Source organism: Pseudoalteromonas sp. 4NS20-0020, from assembly GCF_057554385.1.
This window is the reverse complement of record NZ_BAAJMI010000001.1, coordinates 84,472-100,910: the sequence shown is the minus strand read 5'-3', so window position 1 is coordinate 100,910 and position 16,439 is coordinate 84,472. Positions and strand designations below refer to the sequence as shown.

The window sequence follows — 16,439 nt, the reverse complement described above, 5'->3', positions numbered from 1 at the left end:
GCTACCCTCTTAAAAATGCGTGTAATAATTGTTCAGTCTCATATAAAGGTAAACCGACAACACTAAAATAGCTACCCGCAATATGTGTAACAAAGCGACCACCTAGCCCCTGAATACCATAACCACCGGCTTTATCTTGTGGCTCACCACTTTGCCAGTAGGCTTTAATCTCTTCATCGCTCAGTTTTTTAAATGTCACATCGGTACTGATAACTTGGCTAAGCACTTTATCTTCAGTCGCAAAAGCAATAGCGGTTAGTACTTGGTGAGTGTTTCCAGACAGGCGTTTAAGTGTATGCGTAAAATCGGCTTCATCGCGTGGTTTACACAACGATTCATTATCAATAACAACGACTGTGTCACTACCTAAAACTGGACGGTCTGTGTAACCAAGTTTGACACCTGAGCACGCTTTTAGCCTCGCTAAGCGCTCTACATAGGCATGAGGAAGCTCATTAGGGAGTTGGCTCTCGTCTGCATCAACACTAAATTGCGAAAATTCGATACCAAGTTGAGCCAATAGCTCTTTACGACGAGGAGAAGCTGATGCCAGATATACGGCAGTATTCATTATCTGATCCTAAAATGTCTGCGGTATTTACGAAGTAATAAAAACACCCAAAACCAACTTACCATGCCAGTAAATACCGGCCATAAGTATTGTGGGTTAAAGTAAACACCAAGCAAAAAATGGTTTAGCCAAAACTGCATTAAATGATACAGCGTTAAAAACAAACCAATTAACAAACTTTGCTGCCAAAGCGAGAAGTTACGAATTTTTTGAAAGTTACTTGCGGTAATAAATATACATACCGAAAATGTCAGCGAGTTAACACCTAAAGGTGAGCCTGACGCTAAATCAATGAGTAAACCGACCACCCAAGCAGTACCAATATTCAACCGATGTGGCACGGCCAATGACCAATACATAAGTACTAATAAGACCCAATCAGGTCTAAATGGTTCAAACGAAAATGGCAACGGCATTAGCGCCATAATTAAAGCAAAAAATATGCTCAGCGCAATTAACAATGGATAACGGTTAATCATCGTTTATTTGCTCCTGCTGACTGCGCCATAAAATTACAAGTAAGCGAATACGGTCAAGCAACGCAATAGGCTCTGCATATACTTGTGCAAATGGACGACCTTCATCTCGGTTAATCTCTGTCACAATGGCGACAGGATACCCCTCAGGAAATGTGCCCCCAAGCCCTGAAGTCACCAATACATCACCAATACGCACATCTAAGCTGTGTGGAACATGCGAAAGCTTAACCACGTTAATTTTACCAATGCCTTCAACTACGGTTCGTACGTCGTTTCTAAGTATGCGCACAGGTGTTGCGTGAGTTGTATCGGTCATCAATAATACGCGCGACGTAGTGGAACCTACTTTAGTAAGCTGCCCTACCACCCCCATTTCGTCTATTACCGCTTGCCCTTCGCTTATACCGTCTGTAGTACCACGGTTAATAACGACTTGATGGCTATATGGGTTTGAGTGAACCGATAATACTTGTGCAATAATTTTACGATTAGATTGTTTTGCTGACGAACCAAGTAATGCACGTAACTTTTGGTTTTCTCTGGCTAAAAATTGGTACTGTTGCAGCTGCTCACTTTGTAGCATTTGCTTTTTTTTCAGTGCTTCGTTTTCAGTAAGGAGTTGATCTCGCGTGTGTAAGCTTTTAGCGCCAATGCTAAATAACTCATAAGGTAAGTTGGCAACATAAATAAGCGGGCTAACCAGTGTATTTAAACTGGTGCGCACAACGGTTCCACCTTCTGTGTACCTATCTCCTGCTATGAGTACGATACTCAAAAGCACTGCGACAAAAAGTCGCAGTTGCAAAGAGACAGTGCGCCCAAACATTAATTTCATTAGTCGTAACTAAAAACGTCACCACCGTGAACATCAATCATTTCTAATGCTTTACCGCCACCACGAGCTACACACGTTAATGGGTCGTCAGCAACAACAACAGGAATGCCTGTTTCTTCCATTAATAAGCGATCTAAATCTTTTAATAGTGCACCACCGCCAGTCAGTACCATACCGTGCGCAGAAATATCTGATGCAAGCTCTGGTGGCGATTGCTCAAGGGCAACCATTACTGCACTTACAATACCCATTAGAGGCTCTTGAAGCGCTTCTAAGATTTCATGTGAGTTAAGCGTAAATGAACGTGGAACACCTTCAGCTAAGTTACGACCACGTACTTCGATTTCAATTGGCTCATCTGTTTTAAACGCAGAACCAATTTGGTGCTTAATGTTTTCAGCGGTTGCTTCACCAATTAAACTACCAAAGTTACGGCGTACATAGTTAATAATAGCTTCGTCAAATTTATCGCCACCAATACGTACTGATGATGAGTAAACAACACCATTTAGTGAAATAATAGCAACTTCAGTTGTACCACCACCAATATCAACAACCATAGAGCCTGTTGCTTCTGATACCGGTAAACCCGCACCAATTGCCGCAGCCATTGGTTCTTCAATTAGGTAAACTTCTCGAGCGCCGGCGCCCATTGCAGATTCACGAATTGCGCGTTTTTCTACTTGCGTTGCACCACATGGTACACAAATAAGTACGCGCGGACTTGGGCGCATAAAGTTATTGTTATGCACTTGCTTGATGAAGTGTTGTAACATTTTTTCTGTTACATAAAAGTCAGCAATTACACCATCTTTCATTGGGCGGATTGCTTTAATATTACCCGGCGTACGACCTAGCATCTGTTTTGCTTCGGTACCTACCGATGCAACACTTTTAGGGCCACCAGCACGCTCTTGACGGATAGCAACAACTGAAGGCTCGTTTAGAACAATACCTTCTTCTTTTACATAAATTAGGGTATTGGCTGTACCCAAGTCGATCGACAGATCGTTAGAAAAAATACCACGGAGTTTTTTAAACATGAGGCTGGATGACCTTTGAAATACGTTCTTATATTAGCTGCCTCACTTTAACATGCTCATTTTGATGAGCAATATAAAGTGCAGCGCCTTTGTGAATTTGTTAAAAAAGGAAGCAATGCTTCCTTATAATTTTATCTCTCGCGAACTAAGCGAAAACCAATGTAGTTTGATCTAAAATCAGGCGCTAAAATTAATCGTGTTGATACGCGTGCAAGGCTTGGTGCAAAGTTCCATGCCCCGCCTCTTACTGCCACATCCGATTCACCTGATTTTTTACCGGTCCATTCCCATACGTTACCTACCGTATCGTAAAGTCCAAACGCATTTGGAGAAAAAGACCCAACCGGTGCTGCGCGCTTGTTTGACCATTCACTACCACACCAACCACAGTTAGCTAAGTTTTTACCAATTTCGTTACCCCAAGGGTACTCAGTTTCTGTACCTGCACGAGCTGCATATTCCCACTCAACCTCGCTAGGTAAACGAAACTGCTGCCCTGTCTGGCCAGATAACCAGTCAGCATATGCTTTTGCATCGTTATAAGTTAAACATACAGCCGGAAAGTCACTGCCCTGTTCAAAGCCAGGATTGCGCCAGTTTAAAGCCGCTTCCCATACTGGCTCGCCATTTAAATAATATGCGCAGCCTTTATTTATTTCTGCTTCTGTTTTATACGCCGTATTAGCAACAAATTTTTCATAGTCGCCTACAGTCACTTCCTTGCTTTGCATAGCAAAAGAGTTAGCAATGGCTTTTTCAATAACGGGGCGCTCATTAGCTAATCCGTTACCATTGATATCACCCATTTTAAATTTGCCAGCAGGAATAACCACAACAGGTGTTTCTACATTTGCGTTTAAAACGTTAACATTTTCGCTTACTCTGCGTGTTTGTGTTTCTGGTTGCTCGCGAGTATAGGTCGGTGCAGCAATCGACTTAGGCTTTTTTACTAAGTTAGCATTAATTGTTTGCGCTTTATTTAGGTTTACACGTGCTTGGTAAGGCTTGTAACCTAATTTACGAATTTCAATTTCATGCACACCTTTTGGTAAACGCGTAATTAAACGAGTAGAACCAAAGCTTACACCGTTAATGAATACTTCATCATCGTATACATTAGAGCGAAGTGTTAACTCTACCGACTGATCTTTTTTTTGTTCAACAACCGTGTAATCAGGTTTAGACTGAACTGGCTGCTTAACAGAATAATCGCGTACAGGCTTGTTGTTTAAACGCGATACCGAAACTGTATTGTTATTATCCGCGCTATTGCTGAATGTTAACTGACTATCTGAATAGGTAGTGCCATAAGTTGGCTGGTAAGCTGTATTTAGCGGTGAACCGTATTCTGAACAATAACGGTTATCTATACTTAATAGGTTACATAAACGGCTGCTATTTACTTCGCCGCGCATTGAAACGCTTAAGTTAACGTTGTAATTACCTTGGCCGCTAAACGCACTGTTAACCACATGGCTACTTAAAATTTGTACTTGCGCCCCTGCTAAATTGCGTTTTGGTTCAACTATGCGCTCTTCGGTTAAGTTTGCAAAAATTTGATCTACAAAGCGTTTGGTTGCTTTTTGTAAACCCATTTGCTGACCACGTTGCTCACAGGCTGCAAGTGTTTCGGTGCGCTTACAATTTATTGTATGGTTAACCTCAAGCGTACCTTCACGCGTAAACTCGTTACGCAAGCGCTCAACACGAGCCGTTGTTAACTGCTCTTTTAAACTTTCTAAGGTATTTAGTAAAGTGTGCTTAGCAACTCGTATTTGCTCAATATCTTTTCGGTGAGATGCAATTGCCGCCAACTGCATAGAGATATCATCTTTATTTTGCTTGTGATCAACTACCGCCTGTTGATAGCGAGATTGAGCACTTGTAATATTTATTGATGGATCATCAATTAAACGGCGATACATTTCGTTCATCGCGTCGAGCGCTTGGTTTTTTTCTTTATCTAGCTCAGTAGAACGAGAACGAAGTAGCTCTAATTGATTTTGTAACTGACTTTCTTCTTTTAAATGTTTATCAAGTATTCTTGTCGAGTTATCGTATTCTGTCTGTTTAACACTAATCTCTGACTCAATTCCAGTTACGGTAGCTGTGTCTTGTGCAAATGCACTACTTGCTAACAAACTAGCTGTAATTAACAGAGATAAAGGAGTAATTCGCATATATTCCAGTCCCAAAAAGCGGCAATTATTTGGTCGTTATTATTTTTTTATAATTAAAGTCTTATGCTATGTACTTGCAGCGCAAAACACAAGCTTTGTTCAATTATTATCTTAGTTTACAACTATTCGCCCGTTTCACGCTAGTAAATAACCTGATCATTTACTCTAAACCCGATAAATTGTGAAACAATGCTTAGATTCTCATTAAATTCATAAGCTTACACTTAACAGTGAAACTATTTTATTTTAGGTTATTGATCACCGTTAAGTGTCACTTTGTATTAAAGCTAGCGTATTTGCGTTATTTAACCGTTAACCATTAAAAATAACGTTATCAAATAAACTAGCAAACTTATAAACACTTATTTTTTGTACTAACACTCAGACGTAAATACGCTTAAAGCGGGCGCAGTAATTATATTTTGTTTAGTGTTTTTTTTGGCTTCAACATATTCAATACGGCAATTATCCACTGCAGAATAACTGTTGGGATAAATAATAGCTTTTGCAACTTGTGGGTTGCTAGTAATATTAAATTCCCCAGTATTATCACTCGCAAACTTAGTATCTAAAAATGCCCTAAAAGCGGCCTCGGTTGCAGCAGGGTAGCCGTAAACAATATCAACCATTTTTTCTGAATCAAGCTCGATACTAGCATTAGCTTTATTATGCACACTTTTTACAATGGCTTTTCCATGTACAACGCTTATTTCAGCTTGAATTGATACTTGCAGTGTTTCAAGAATGGATGCGTGTGCCTCACCTTGAAGGTTTAAAAAGCGCGGGGCAAAATAAACAGCTAACGCACCAAAAGTGACAATAACAATTATTAGCTGCAGTAACGAAAAGCCAACCTGTTTTTTTATAAGTATTGTTTCTTGAAATTGCTTCTTCATAACTAAACTCCCTTTACAATTGGTTAACTTTAAAACATGTTTACCAATCTAGCTACTCAAAATTTAATCAACGCACTGTTACACACAACAATCCGTCGTAATTTTGCATAGCCCCTTTTGTTTATAAGCTATAAAATTGGTCATGTATTTTATTAATCCTTTTAATTGAGAAAAAATGCCTGCATCTTTCAAAATAAATGAAACCACTATTACGCAAACAATTGATGATCCGTGGTTAAAAAGTAAAGGCATTGAGTTACTAGTAAAACGAGATGATTTGCTTCACCCTCTAATAAATGGGAATAAGTGGCGCAAACTAAAATATAATTTATTAAAAATGCAGTCGCAGAATAAAACTGAGCTACTTACTTTTGGTGGGGCGTTTTCAAACCACATACATGCATGCGCCGCAGCTGGAAAAATCTTTGGTTTAAAAACACATGGGATTATTCGCGGGCCTAACTTAGATCTAAGCAACCCAACAATTCAATTTGCACAGCAGTGTGGCATGCAGCTTCATGTTGTTAATCGCATTGAATATAAGTTACGAAACGATTCACAATACCTTGCTGAGCTTCAAGAGAAGTTTCCAGAAGCGTATATTCTTGCCGAAGGCGGGACAAATACCTACGCATTACCTGGTTGTGCAGAGCTTGCACAAAGTTTACCAGAACACGATTACCTAATTTGCCCCACAGGAAGCGGAGGGACATTAGCAGGGTTAATTGAGGGAAGTAATACAGCAACACAAATAATAGGAATTGCAGTTTTAAAGCAAGCGCAATATTTAATAGATGAAGTCCGGGAGCTAAGCTGCAAAGCAAAATCACATACTAACTGGCAATTACTTTGCGACTTTCATGGTGGTGGTTACGGCAAATTTACCCCTGAGTTATGGGCGTTTTGCCAACATATGGATATTAAACATAATTTACCATTAGAGCCTATTTATAGTGGTAAAATGATGTACGCAATATGGAAACTAATAGAGCAAGATTATTTTCCTTCTGGCAGTAAAATAATTGCGATTCATACCGGTGGCTTGCAGGGGCTAGAGGGTCTTAAATACAGAAAACTTATTTAGGCATACTTCTTTTCGGTTAAGTCCCACTGCATAAGGCGTTAATTTACAAAGCTTAAATATTTTAATGAAAAACAGCCTGAGTTAGCTCTTGTAAAGGCTCCGAAAAATAAAAACCTTGTGCGCCAGCAACGCCCAATTTAGTTAACATAATGAGCTCTTTTTGAGTCTCAACGCCTACGGCATAAACAGGAAGGTTTAACATTTTACCTGCATTAACAATCTCTTTAATACATTTTTGATTATGCGATTTCTCATTAACTAAGTGAACGAGTTCATAGCTTAGCTTTAAGCCTATTACCTCTTCACAGTGAATAAGCAAAGGAATGTTTTCACTCGTTTTCACATTATCAATAATAATATTAGATCTGTGTTTTTTTATTATATTTAACGTATTTGCTAACGCATTTTTGTTGTTGCAAAAGAAAGACTCACTCATTTCAAACTGTAATTGACAGCTTAGATTAAGCTTATCCATTTGCGTGGTTAACCAGCTCCAAAACTCATTGTTAAGCCAGTTTTTAGGATGCATATTAATACTTACGCTCAAAGGCGACTTCTCTGCCATTACAAGTGTTAGTATTTGCGACAATACCGCCTTATCTAGAATTAACGCGTCATCTTTCCTCTCAACTTGGTTAATAAAATACTGAGCAGCTAGTAATCCATGCATGTCGTGTCTTACTCTAATTAACGCCTCATGCTGGATAATATCACCACTAATCAGATCGAAAACAGGCTGAAAAGACAGCATAAATTTATTTTTCTTAATATTGTTTATAACCTGCTCATTACAAAATAACACTTCTTGGCTTTTGCTCAGCGCCAACCGGTGACGGTGTAATAACATACTATTTTTTGAAAGCGTTAGGGCCGACTGCGCTATTTGCAAAACCTTTGATTGATCAGCTCCTAGACGAAAATTACACGCACCCAATTTAACATGCTTACGAGTCGTATTTTTTTGATGGCTTTGGCACACATTAAAAATTATTTTATGCAAACGCTCCGTGTACCGATCAAGCTCTGCAATAGGTACGTTGTAAAGCATAATGGTTAGCTTGTCTGGATTAATAAGTTTCACAGCTACTTTTTTTATCTCTGGAATACCTTTTAGAATAAAAACTTTAAAACTAGTTTCTAAGTCGGTATTTTTGTCAAACTTACACTCCCAACTGACCAAAACAAACAAACTATGATACTGTTCAGCGGCAGCATATAGTGAGGCTAACTCCTCACTTTCAACATTTTTAACCACATTTAAATTGGAAATACTACTAGTCAATTTTGTCGTCTTGTGATGACGACTTCGGTGTTTTAATTGTCTAAAGTTAGCAGCGCTTCCCCAACAGTATAATGAAATAGCGGCACCCACTATCACCAGGTTAAGTAAAATAAATAAGTAGCTTTCCATTATCCACACAGGTGAATGGTAAAGGCCTAAGTTCAATGTTTTATATGAAAACACCTCAAGCTGCGGCTTTATAATGTTTTTAAAGTGGAGGGAAGACGACTCAGGTGCAAGCATAAAGCCATTGCTTTGTGCTAAAACAGACAGTGTTTTTTGATTCAAAGGGGCATTTAATTGTAACTCATAAACTTGCTTTGTGAGCTGCTGGCCAGCGCTATGTACTTTTAAATGTAACGCATTGCTTAAAATGAGGTTAAAGCCAATAAGCGATACAACAAGCATGACCAAACAAATCGGCTTAAAATATCTTAATAACCAATACTGTCCCTTAGACATAACTCACCCACACGTAATATTAGTCACTAAAGTGTTGTTCAAAAAAGCCATAAGCACAAGGTAGCCAATTAACTTTAAATGTAAAACAGTACTTAAGCTAATTACCATTATTAGCAACACGAGAAAATTGGCTAACATTGATGGAGTGAAAGACATAAAAAAGCCGCTTAATAGCGGCTTTCTAGAAAACTTTTAAACATTTTGTTTTTTGTCTTAGGTCAAAACGGAATGTCGTCGTCAAAATCTATTGTTGGTTCCATTGGATTTGATGCGCCGCCTTGTGGTGCATTTTGAGGCTTAGGTGCAAAACCACCTTGCTGCTGTGGTGCACTATTTTGCTGTGGAGCAAAACCACCGCCTTGTGGCTGATACTGGTTATTTTGCTGTGGTGCAGGCGCCGATTGAGGCTGTGCAGCAGGTGCAGCTTGCTGCTGTGGTGCATAACTACCTTGCTGGTTTTGATTATTTTGTGAATAACCGCCTTGTTGGCTACCTTGATTACCTTGATAACCACTGTTTTGCTGGCCACCTTGATTGCCTTGGTAACCGCCACCACTTTGCTGGTCTCCACCGCGAGCACCTAGCATTTGCATTTGACCTGTAAAGCCGTCAACAACGATTTCTGTGGTATATTTTTCTTGGCCTTGTTGATCAGTCCATTTACGTGTTTGAAGTTTACCTTCTACGTATATTTGTGAACCTTTACGACAATATTCGCCTACAATTTCAGCCAGTTTTCCAAAAAATACAACACGGTGCCATTCAGTTTTATCAACCATTTGGCCAGTGTTTTTATCTTTATAGCTGTCTGAAGTTGCTAAGGTAATATTTGCTACACCGTTACCGTTAGGCATGTAACGAACTTCAGGATCTTGCCCTAAATTACCAACCAAAATTACTTTGTTCACACCGCGTGCCATGAAACCATCTCCTATAAACGTTAGATTAAACCAGCGACTTTTCGCGCTTGGTCTAGGTCAAATTCTTTATCATTAATCTTTAAGTAGCTACGGCTTTCGTCGCGTACTACTGTTGCTTCTATTACACCGGGTAAAGCAACTAACTGAGAAGCCAGTGTTTGGGCATGCTCCTCAGTACTTAATTTGGTCATTAAACTAATAACTTTACTTTTGGGTGGTACTTCCATTTTCCACGCAACAACAAGCCATATTAACCCAACAAGTGCCGCTGCCGCAAACACAGCTTGCGTACTTATTGTTTGTGCTACGTAACCACCTAAAATACCACCTAAAAAAGCCCCTAAAAACTGGCTAGACGAGTACCCGCCCATGGCTGACCCTTTTTGGCTAGCAGGCGCTAAGCGCGATACAAGCGCGGGCATTGTTGCTTCTAAAAAGTTAAACGCAACAAAATAAAGCAACATACATATTGCAATTCCTACCACACTATTAATCCATACTGACATGGCAAGCATGCTGACTGTTAACAGCGCTACAGAACTTATAAATGCTTGCTTTTCTTTTTCTTTTTTTATGGCCACAATCATAATGGGCACCATTAATAGAAATGCTAAGAGCAAGACTGGAATATACAAATACCAATGTTGTTCTGCCGCTAGGCCTTCTTTTATTAGCTGGCTGGGTAACACAACAAAAATGGTTGTTAATGTTAAATGCAACAGTAATACACCGGCATTTAAGCGTGCTAACTGCGGGTGTTTAATCAGTTTTTTAATATCGCTAAAGCTTGCAAGCGTGTCGCCTTTGGGGGCTTTATTAACCGCTTTGGGCACTAAAAACGTAATAATAAAAATACCACATACCGCAAGTATTGCTGTTAGCCAAAAAACGCCAGCAACACCCCACGACGCGGCAACAATAGGCCCTAATAACATAGCAAAAGCAAAGCTCATGCCTATGCTCATACCTATAACCGCCATTACTTTGGGTCGCTGTTCGTCTCGGCTTAAGTCGCTGGCAAATGCAAGCAAAGCACTAGCAATAGCGCCCATGCCTTGTAATGCACGCCCCAAAGTTACCATTTGGATAGATTCAGCTAATGCGGCTATGACAGAGCCAATAGCAAACACAATTAAGCCACCAATAATAACTTTTTTACGGCCTATTTTGTCTGACAAACGGCCCATAGGTATTTGCAACACAGCCTGCGTTAGGCCATACGCACCAATAGCAAAGCCAATCCAAATAGGTGAAAAGCCGTCAAGCGACTGACCATAAATCGCTAATACCGGCATCAGCATAAATAAGCCGAGCATTCTAAATGCAAACACACTCGCTAGCGATACAGCGGCGCGCTTTTCTCGTGAATTAAGTGAAGATGCAGTCATTATCAGCAAAATCTTACGATGTGAAAAAATTAGGCAAGGATTCTACCACAAGCTTGGCAATAATTAATCGCTTAAAGCTAAGGATTTTTCATGATCAAGGATTAATATTGCAGCGTATTATGAGATACTCAGTAAATAATTTTGGTAATTAACGAGATAGCATGGAAAACATTGAAGTCCGAGGCGCCCGTACGCACAATTTAAAAGACATCAGCCTAACCATCCCACGTGATAAATTAATTGTTATCACAGGCCTATCTGGTTCGGGAAAGTCATCACTTGCATTTGATACTTTATACGCTGAAGGGCAACGCCGGTATGTTGAATCACTTTCTGCTTATGCAAGACAGTTTTTATCCTTGATGGAAAAACCCGATGTTGATCATATTGAGGGACTGTCTCCTGCAATTTCAATAGAACAAAAATCAACTTCGCATAATCCGCGCTCTACCGTAGGTACCATTACCGAAATATACGATTACTTACGTTTAATGTTTGCCCGTGTGGGCGAACCTCGTTGCCCTACACATGATTTACCTTTAGCCGCACAAACAATTAGCCAAATGGTTGATACCGTTTTAGCGCTGCCAGAGGGCACTAAACTGATGCTTTTAGCGCCAGTGGTTAAAGACCGTAAAGGTGAGCACGTTAAATTACTTGAGCAGCTTGCAAGCCAAGGTTATATCCGTGCCCGAATAGATGGCGAAGTGTGCGACTTATCAGATCCGCCAACGCTTGAACTTCATAAAAAACATACTATTGAAGTGGTTGTTGACCGCTTTAAGGTAAAAGACGGTCAACAGCAGCGTTTAGCTGAGTCGTTTGAAACAGCACTTGAAATGTCGGGCGGCGTAGCAAATGTAGCTTACATGGACGACAGCAGTATTGAAGAAATGCTGTTTTCAGCCAACTTTGCCTGCCCTACCTGTGGCTATGCAATGACCGAATTAGAACCACGTTTATTTTCGTTTAATAACCCTGCTGGTGCGTGTCAAAGTTGTGATGGTTTAGGCGTACGCCAGTACTTTGACCCTAACCGCGTAGTGCATAACCCAGAGTTAAGCTTAGCCGGAGGTGCTATAAAAGGGTGGGATAAACGTAGCTTTTACTACTTCCAAATGCTTCAAGCCGTAGCAGAACATTATAAATTTGATTTAGACGTACCTTTTGAAAAGCTGGCTAAAGATTCTCAAAAAATTATTTTAGAAGGTTCAGGCAGTACAAAAATAGCCTTCAACTACCGTAACGACAGAGGCGATTTAATCACACGCAACCACGAGTTTGAAGGCGTGTTAAATAACATGAACCGTCGCTATCGCGAAACTGAGTCAAACTCGGTACGTGAAGAGCTCGCTAAATATCAAACCAGCCAAGCCTGCCCTAGCTGTAAGGGTTCACGTTTACGCCAAGAAGCACGCCACGTATTTATTGGCCAAACTAACTTACCTGCTATTACTACCATGAGTATTGGCGAAGCGATGGATTTTTTCGAGAGCTTATCGTTAAGTGGCCAAAGAGCACAAATAGCAGAAAAAATTCTTAAAGAAATTCGCGACCGTTTATCGTTTTTAATCAATGTTGGCCTTAATTACTTATCGCTTGAGCGCAGTGCCGATACCCTCTCTGGTGGTGAAGCGCAGCGAATTCGTTTAGCCAGCCAAATTGGTGCGGGTCTTGTTGGTGTTATGTATGTATTAGACGAACCATCAATTGGTTTACACCAGCGAGATAACGACCGTCTATTACAAACATTAGTGCATTTACGCGATCTTGGTAACACCGTTATCGTTGTTGAACATGATGAAGATGCCATTCGCGCCGCCGATCATATTATTGATATTGGCCCAGGTGCGGGTGTGCACGGCGGACATATTATCGCACAAGGTACACGCGACGATATTTTAGCAACCAAAGACTCAGTAACTGGCCAGTTTTTATCAGGCGTGCGAAAAATAGAAGTACCAAAAGAGCGTAACCCAACCGGCGATAAATGGCTTGAGCTATTTGGCGCAACAGGTAACAACCTTAAAAATGTCGATTTAAAAATTCCATTTGGGTTGATGACCTGTATAACAGGGGTGTCGGGCTCTGGTAAATCAACACTTATAAACGATACGCTATTCAAACTAGCGCATACTGAATTAAACGGCGCAACCACAGCAGAAGCTGCACCGTATAAATCAATTAGTGGTCTTGACCATTTTGATAAAGTAATTGATATTGACCAAAGCCCTATTGGTCGAACACCACGCTCAAACCCTGCTACCTATACCGGTATTTTTACGGGTATTCGTGAGTTATTTGCGGGTACACAAGAATCACGCTCTCGTGGATATAAAGTGGGTCGCTTTAGTTTTAACGTTAAAGGTGGACGCTGTGAAGCCTGCCAAGGTGATGGCGTAATTAAGGTAGAAATGCACTTTTTACCTGATGTATATGTACCCTGTGATGTATGTAAAGGGGCACGCTACAACCGCGAAACTCTAGAAGTACAATACAAGGGTAAAAACATTCACCAAGTACTCGAAATGACCGTTGAAGACGCGCACGACTACTTTGATAAAATACCTGCAATAGCCCGTAAGCTTAAAACGCTAATGGACGTTGGTTTATCGTATGTTCGCTTAGGACAAGCAGCTACTACACTCTCTGGCGGTGAAGCTCAGCGTGTAAAACTTGCCCGTGAGCTTTCTAAACGCGATACAGGTAAAACACTGTACATACTTGATGAGCCCACAACTGGCCTACATTTTGCCGACATTGAACAACTGCTTGTTGTATTACATCGCCTGCGCGATCACGGTAACACCATCGTGGTTATTGAGCATAACTTAGATGTGGTTAAAACTGCAGACTGGGTGGTTGATTTAGGCCCTGAAGGGGGCGCTGGCGGCGGTGAAATACTTATTGCAGGTACGCCTGAAGAAGTAGCCGAATGTGAGCGCTCGCACACAGGTCATTACCTAAAGCCATTGCTTTAATACCAATAAAAAAACACCAAGTAATTTAACTACTTGGTGTTTTTTATATTTGGCTCCCAACTGTTAGTCCTTGATAAACTTTTTATTCATCCCAACTAATTTGTATAATTTGCATATCTTTGTATTTAGCACCCGTAAATAAAATTTCGTTATCTGAACTCACCTCAAAAGTGATAGGCCGAAAGTCCACGTGTGTATCTTGCACGGTACCCTCTTTTAAATTGAGCCTAGCAATTCTTGAAATAGAATCTGAGTAATAAAAATAGTCTTTGCTTACTCCATATACATTCGCCTTTCTGGCATTTTTAGGTAATGGCCAGCTTTGCTTATCTGCGAGACGAATTAACTGATCAAATGTTATTGCGTAAGCGTTCCCTTCACTATCTGAAATAAGCTTATTGGCTTTAATGTCTTCAATTACGTGAGTATCACGGGTTAGCAAGTTCAACTCAACGACTCTATTTTTTGAATCAAGCTGCTCAATATAAATAATACTTTCGTTATTTTTTGACCAAATGTAACTCTCTATTTTACGCCCACTTAACATCTCTAACGGGTAGAATTTTTGCGTACTTAGGTCATAAAGTGAAAAGCGCTTATTTTTTATTAATAATATACGCCTCTTATTAGGAGATACTTTTAACCCTCTTAATTTATAGGTAGAGGAGTCATCGTCGTAATTAAAAAAACTAAGTTGCTTAGTTAGCCCATTTTGAGCAATCCATAATTGGCTGCTACCAGAGCGCTCTGATACAAAAACATGCGCTGGCCCTGCTTTATTTATTACTTCAACAATACTGTAGTCGTCATTATCACTTTTATACAAAGGTTCATAAGCTGGATTGTCGCCAAAGGTATCTGTTGCTTTAATTAATGAAAATGCTTGTGTTTTATTTGCTGAATAAAACAGACTATTAGCAGACTGAACTGCAATATAATAAGGTGAAATTGCGGGGGTAACATTTAGAGTATGTTTAATTATATTATTTTCATTAAACGTAATGCTTGAAAGATCAGAGTCTTCAAACACAATAACGCCTTGATCATTTGAAAGCCAATCGAACGCGAAACTGATGGCTCTTCTCTTTGCCTTAAATAATCGCTTAGTCTCACGTGTGTTAAAGTCGTAACTAAATACAGAAAATGGCTGGCCTTTTTGGCTTAATATGTACGCTATTTTATTACCCGAATGAGATAAACGCGGCATTATTACGCCATACATTACACCTGGCGGAGGAATAACAATCGACTCTTTTTGTAATTCTAAATCGAATTTATATAACCCTGAGCCATCTTGCTCATTTTTGTACTCGGTATAATAAATATACTCACCATTTTGATCTAATTGCGCATAACCTGTGTATCTGAGGTCACATTTTTTTATAAGTTTAGCGTCTCCAATAATAGGAAACTGGCTTAAATCAACTAATACCATTTCGCATTGCTGCTGTTTTAAGTTTGTCGCTTGTAATAGCACAGCATGTTGGTTTAGCTGCCACGATAAAATAGATACCTGAAAACCAGGGTATGTAATTTCTACTTCTCGCTGATCAGAAAGTCGCTTAACAAATGCACGATTAAAATCCTGTTCAGGTTCAACATTGGTATAAGCTAAATAGTGTTTATCTGAAGATAGCTCAGGGTGAACCTCACTACCTATATTCCACGTACTCGCAACCTTATTTACCGTAACTTGTTTAACTACATCACCAGCGCCTTCACTTGTATAAAACAGTACCAACCACACAATAGAGAAAATACAGGTGATGACTAATAACGTATAAGCCAAAAGCGTTTTGATGTTCTTTTCTGGAACAGGTTTTGAAATAGTCGCAGCAGTAAAATCATCACTATTTGTAGTGTCAGTAGCCGAGTCAGATATTGAGTTTACAGGCTTTTCAGTAACGCTTTCTCGTGTTAACTGTTCAGGTACTACCGTAAGGCTATATCCTTTACGGTAATGCGTTTTTAAAAGCGGTGCTTTTTCAGTTGGATGAGCAAGCTGTTTTCTTAGCTCTGAGATAGCTCGGTTAATCGCGTTATCGTCTACATAGCTTTGTTGCCATACACTTTCGATTAGCGCTTGGCGGGAAACTATTTGTTGAGGCTTATTTACAAAGTGCAGTAATAACTTTACTAAAAGTGGATCTAATTCCCTTTCTAAGTTATTTGAAGTAATCACACAGCGATTACTTATAAATTGCCAAGGTCCGATTTGATAATTCATAGTCTTTAGGTATTTTTATTTTTATAAACCGTACCACATCAACTCATTATTGTGTATAAAAAGCATTTAAAACCTTATATCAACAATATAA

Annotated in this window: 12 protein-coding genes; 2 read left to right on the top strand and 10 right to left on the bottom strand. The window is 39.8% G+C overall.

Translation table 11 applies throughout. From position 1 onward, the window contains the following. Position 1: 1 nt before the first annotated feature. The 6 genes from AC27JL_RS00415 to AC27JL_RS00390 form a co-directional block, all read right to left on the bottom strand. The gene (locus AC27JL_RS00415) at positions 2 to 571 is read right to left on the bottom strand and encodes a Maf family protein (protein ID WP_039036275.1); all 570 of its coding nucleotides are present in this window, start codon (positions 569 to 571) and stop codon (positions 2 to 4) included. Next, positions 571 to 1,050 carry a rod shape-determining protein MreD gene (gene mreD, locus AC27JL_RS00410; protein ID WP_487194529.1) on the bottom strand — a complete coding sequence of 160 codons (480 nt, stop codon included), beginning with the start codon at positions 1,048 to 1,050 and terminating at the stop codon, positions 571 to 573. Before mreD ends, AC27JL_RS00415 begins: the two co-directional genes overlap by 1 nt. Continuing rightward, on the bottom strand, positions 1,043 to 1,885 hold the full coding sequence (gene mreC / locus AC27JL_RS00405) for a rod shape-determining protein MreC (protein ID WP_006793122.1): 843 nt from the start codon (positions 1,883 to 1,885) through the stop codon (positions 1,043 to 1,045). Before mreC ends, mreD begins: the two co-directional genes overlap by 8 nt. After that, a complete protein-coding gene (locus AC27JL_RS00400) occupies positions 1,885 to 2,928 on the bottom strand; it encodes a rod shape-determining protein (RefSeq protein WP_002958401.1) in 1,044 nt (347 codons plus the stop codon). The genes mreC and AC27JL_RS00400 overlap by 1 nt, the downstream gene beginning before the upstream one ends. A gap of 131 nt (positions 2,929 to 3,059) precedes the next feature. Beyond that, positions 3,060 to 5,108, bottom strand: coding sequence for a formylglycine-generating enzyme family protein (locus AC27JL_RS00395; protein ID WP_058428262.1), 2,049 nt, complete (start codon positions 5,106 to 5,108; stop codon positions 3,060 to 3,062). 374 nt (positions 5,109 to 5,482) lie between these two features. Then, positions 5,483 to 6,004 carry a type II secretion system protein gene (locus tag AC27JL_RS00390; RefSeq protein ID WP_487194528.1) on the bottom strand — a complete coding sequence of 174 codons (522 nt, stop codon included), beginning with the start codon at positions 6,002 to 6,004 and terminating at the stop codon, positions 5,483 to 5,485. Positions 6,005 to 6,179: 175 nt separating this feature from the next. Here AC27JL_RS00390 and AC27JL_RS00385 point away from each other — a divergent pair, with 175 nt between their 5' ends. Beyond that, positions 6,180 to 7,088: a 1-aminocyclopropane-1-carboxylate deaminase/D-cysteine desulfhydrase gene (locus AC27JL_RS00385; protein ID WP_487194527.1), complete on the top strand. Its 909-nt coding sequence runs from the start codon at positions 6,180 to 6,182 to the stop codon at positions 7,086 to 7,088. Positions 7,089 to 7,149: 61 nt separating this feature from the next. Here the strand turns inward: AC27JL_RS00385 and AC27JL_RS00380 are convergent, their stop codons facing one another. The 3 genes from AC27JL_RS00380 to AC27JL_RS00370 form a co-directional block, all read right to left on the bottom strand. Further along, on the bottom strand, positions 7,150 to 8,832 hold the full coding sequence (locus tag AC27JL_RS00380) for an EAL domain-containing protein (protein WP_487194526.1): 1,683 nt from the start codon (positions 8,830 to 8,832) through the stop codon (positions 7,150 to 7,152). A gap of 218 nt (positions 8,833 to 9,050) precedes the next feature. After that, entirely contained in the window at positions 9,051 to 9,752 is a 702-nt protein-coding gene (gene ssb / locus AC27JL_RS00375) for a single-stranded DNA-binding protein (RefSeq protein WP_006793117.1), read from the bottom strand. A 20-nt stretch (positions 9,753 to 9,772) separates the two neighbouring features. After that, the gene (locus AC27JL_RS00370; RefSeq protein WP_487194525.1) at positions 9,773 to 11,140 is read right to left on the bottom strand and encodes an MFS transporter; all 1,368 of its coding nucleotides are present in this window, start codon (positions 11,138 to 11,140) and stop codon (positions 9,773 to 9,775) included. A 161-nt stretch (positions 11,141 to 11,301) separates the two neighbouring features. On the opposite strand from AC27JL_RS00370, the gene uvrA reads away from it, so the two are divergent. Continuing rightward, entirely contained in the window at positions 11,302 to 14,121 is a 2,820-nt protein-coding gene (gene uvrA, locus AC27JL_RS00365; RefSeq protein ID WP_010557958.1) for an excinuclease ABC subunit UvrA, read from the top strand. An 82-nt stretch (positions 14,122 to 14,203) separates the two neighbouring features. On the opposite strand, the gene AC27JL_RS00360 is transcribed toward uvrA, so the two are convergent. Then, positions 14,204 to 16,348: a winged helix-turn-helix domain-containing protein gene (locus AC27JL_RS00360; RefSeq protein WP_487194524.1), complete on the bottom strand. Its 2,145-nt coding sequence runs from the start codon at positions 16,346 to 16,348 to the stop codon at positions 14,204 to 14,206. Positions 16,349 to 16,439 lie beyond the last annotated feature (91 nt).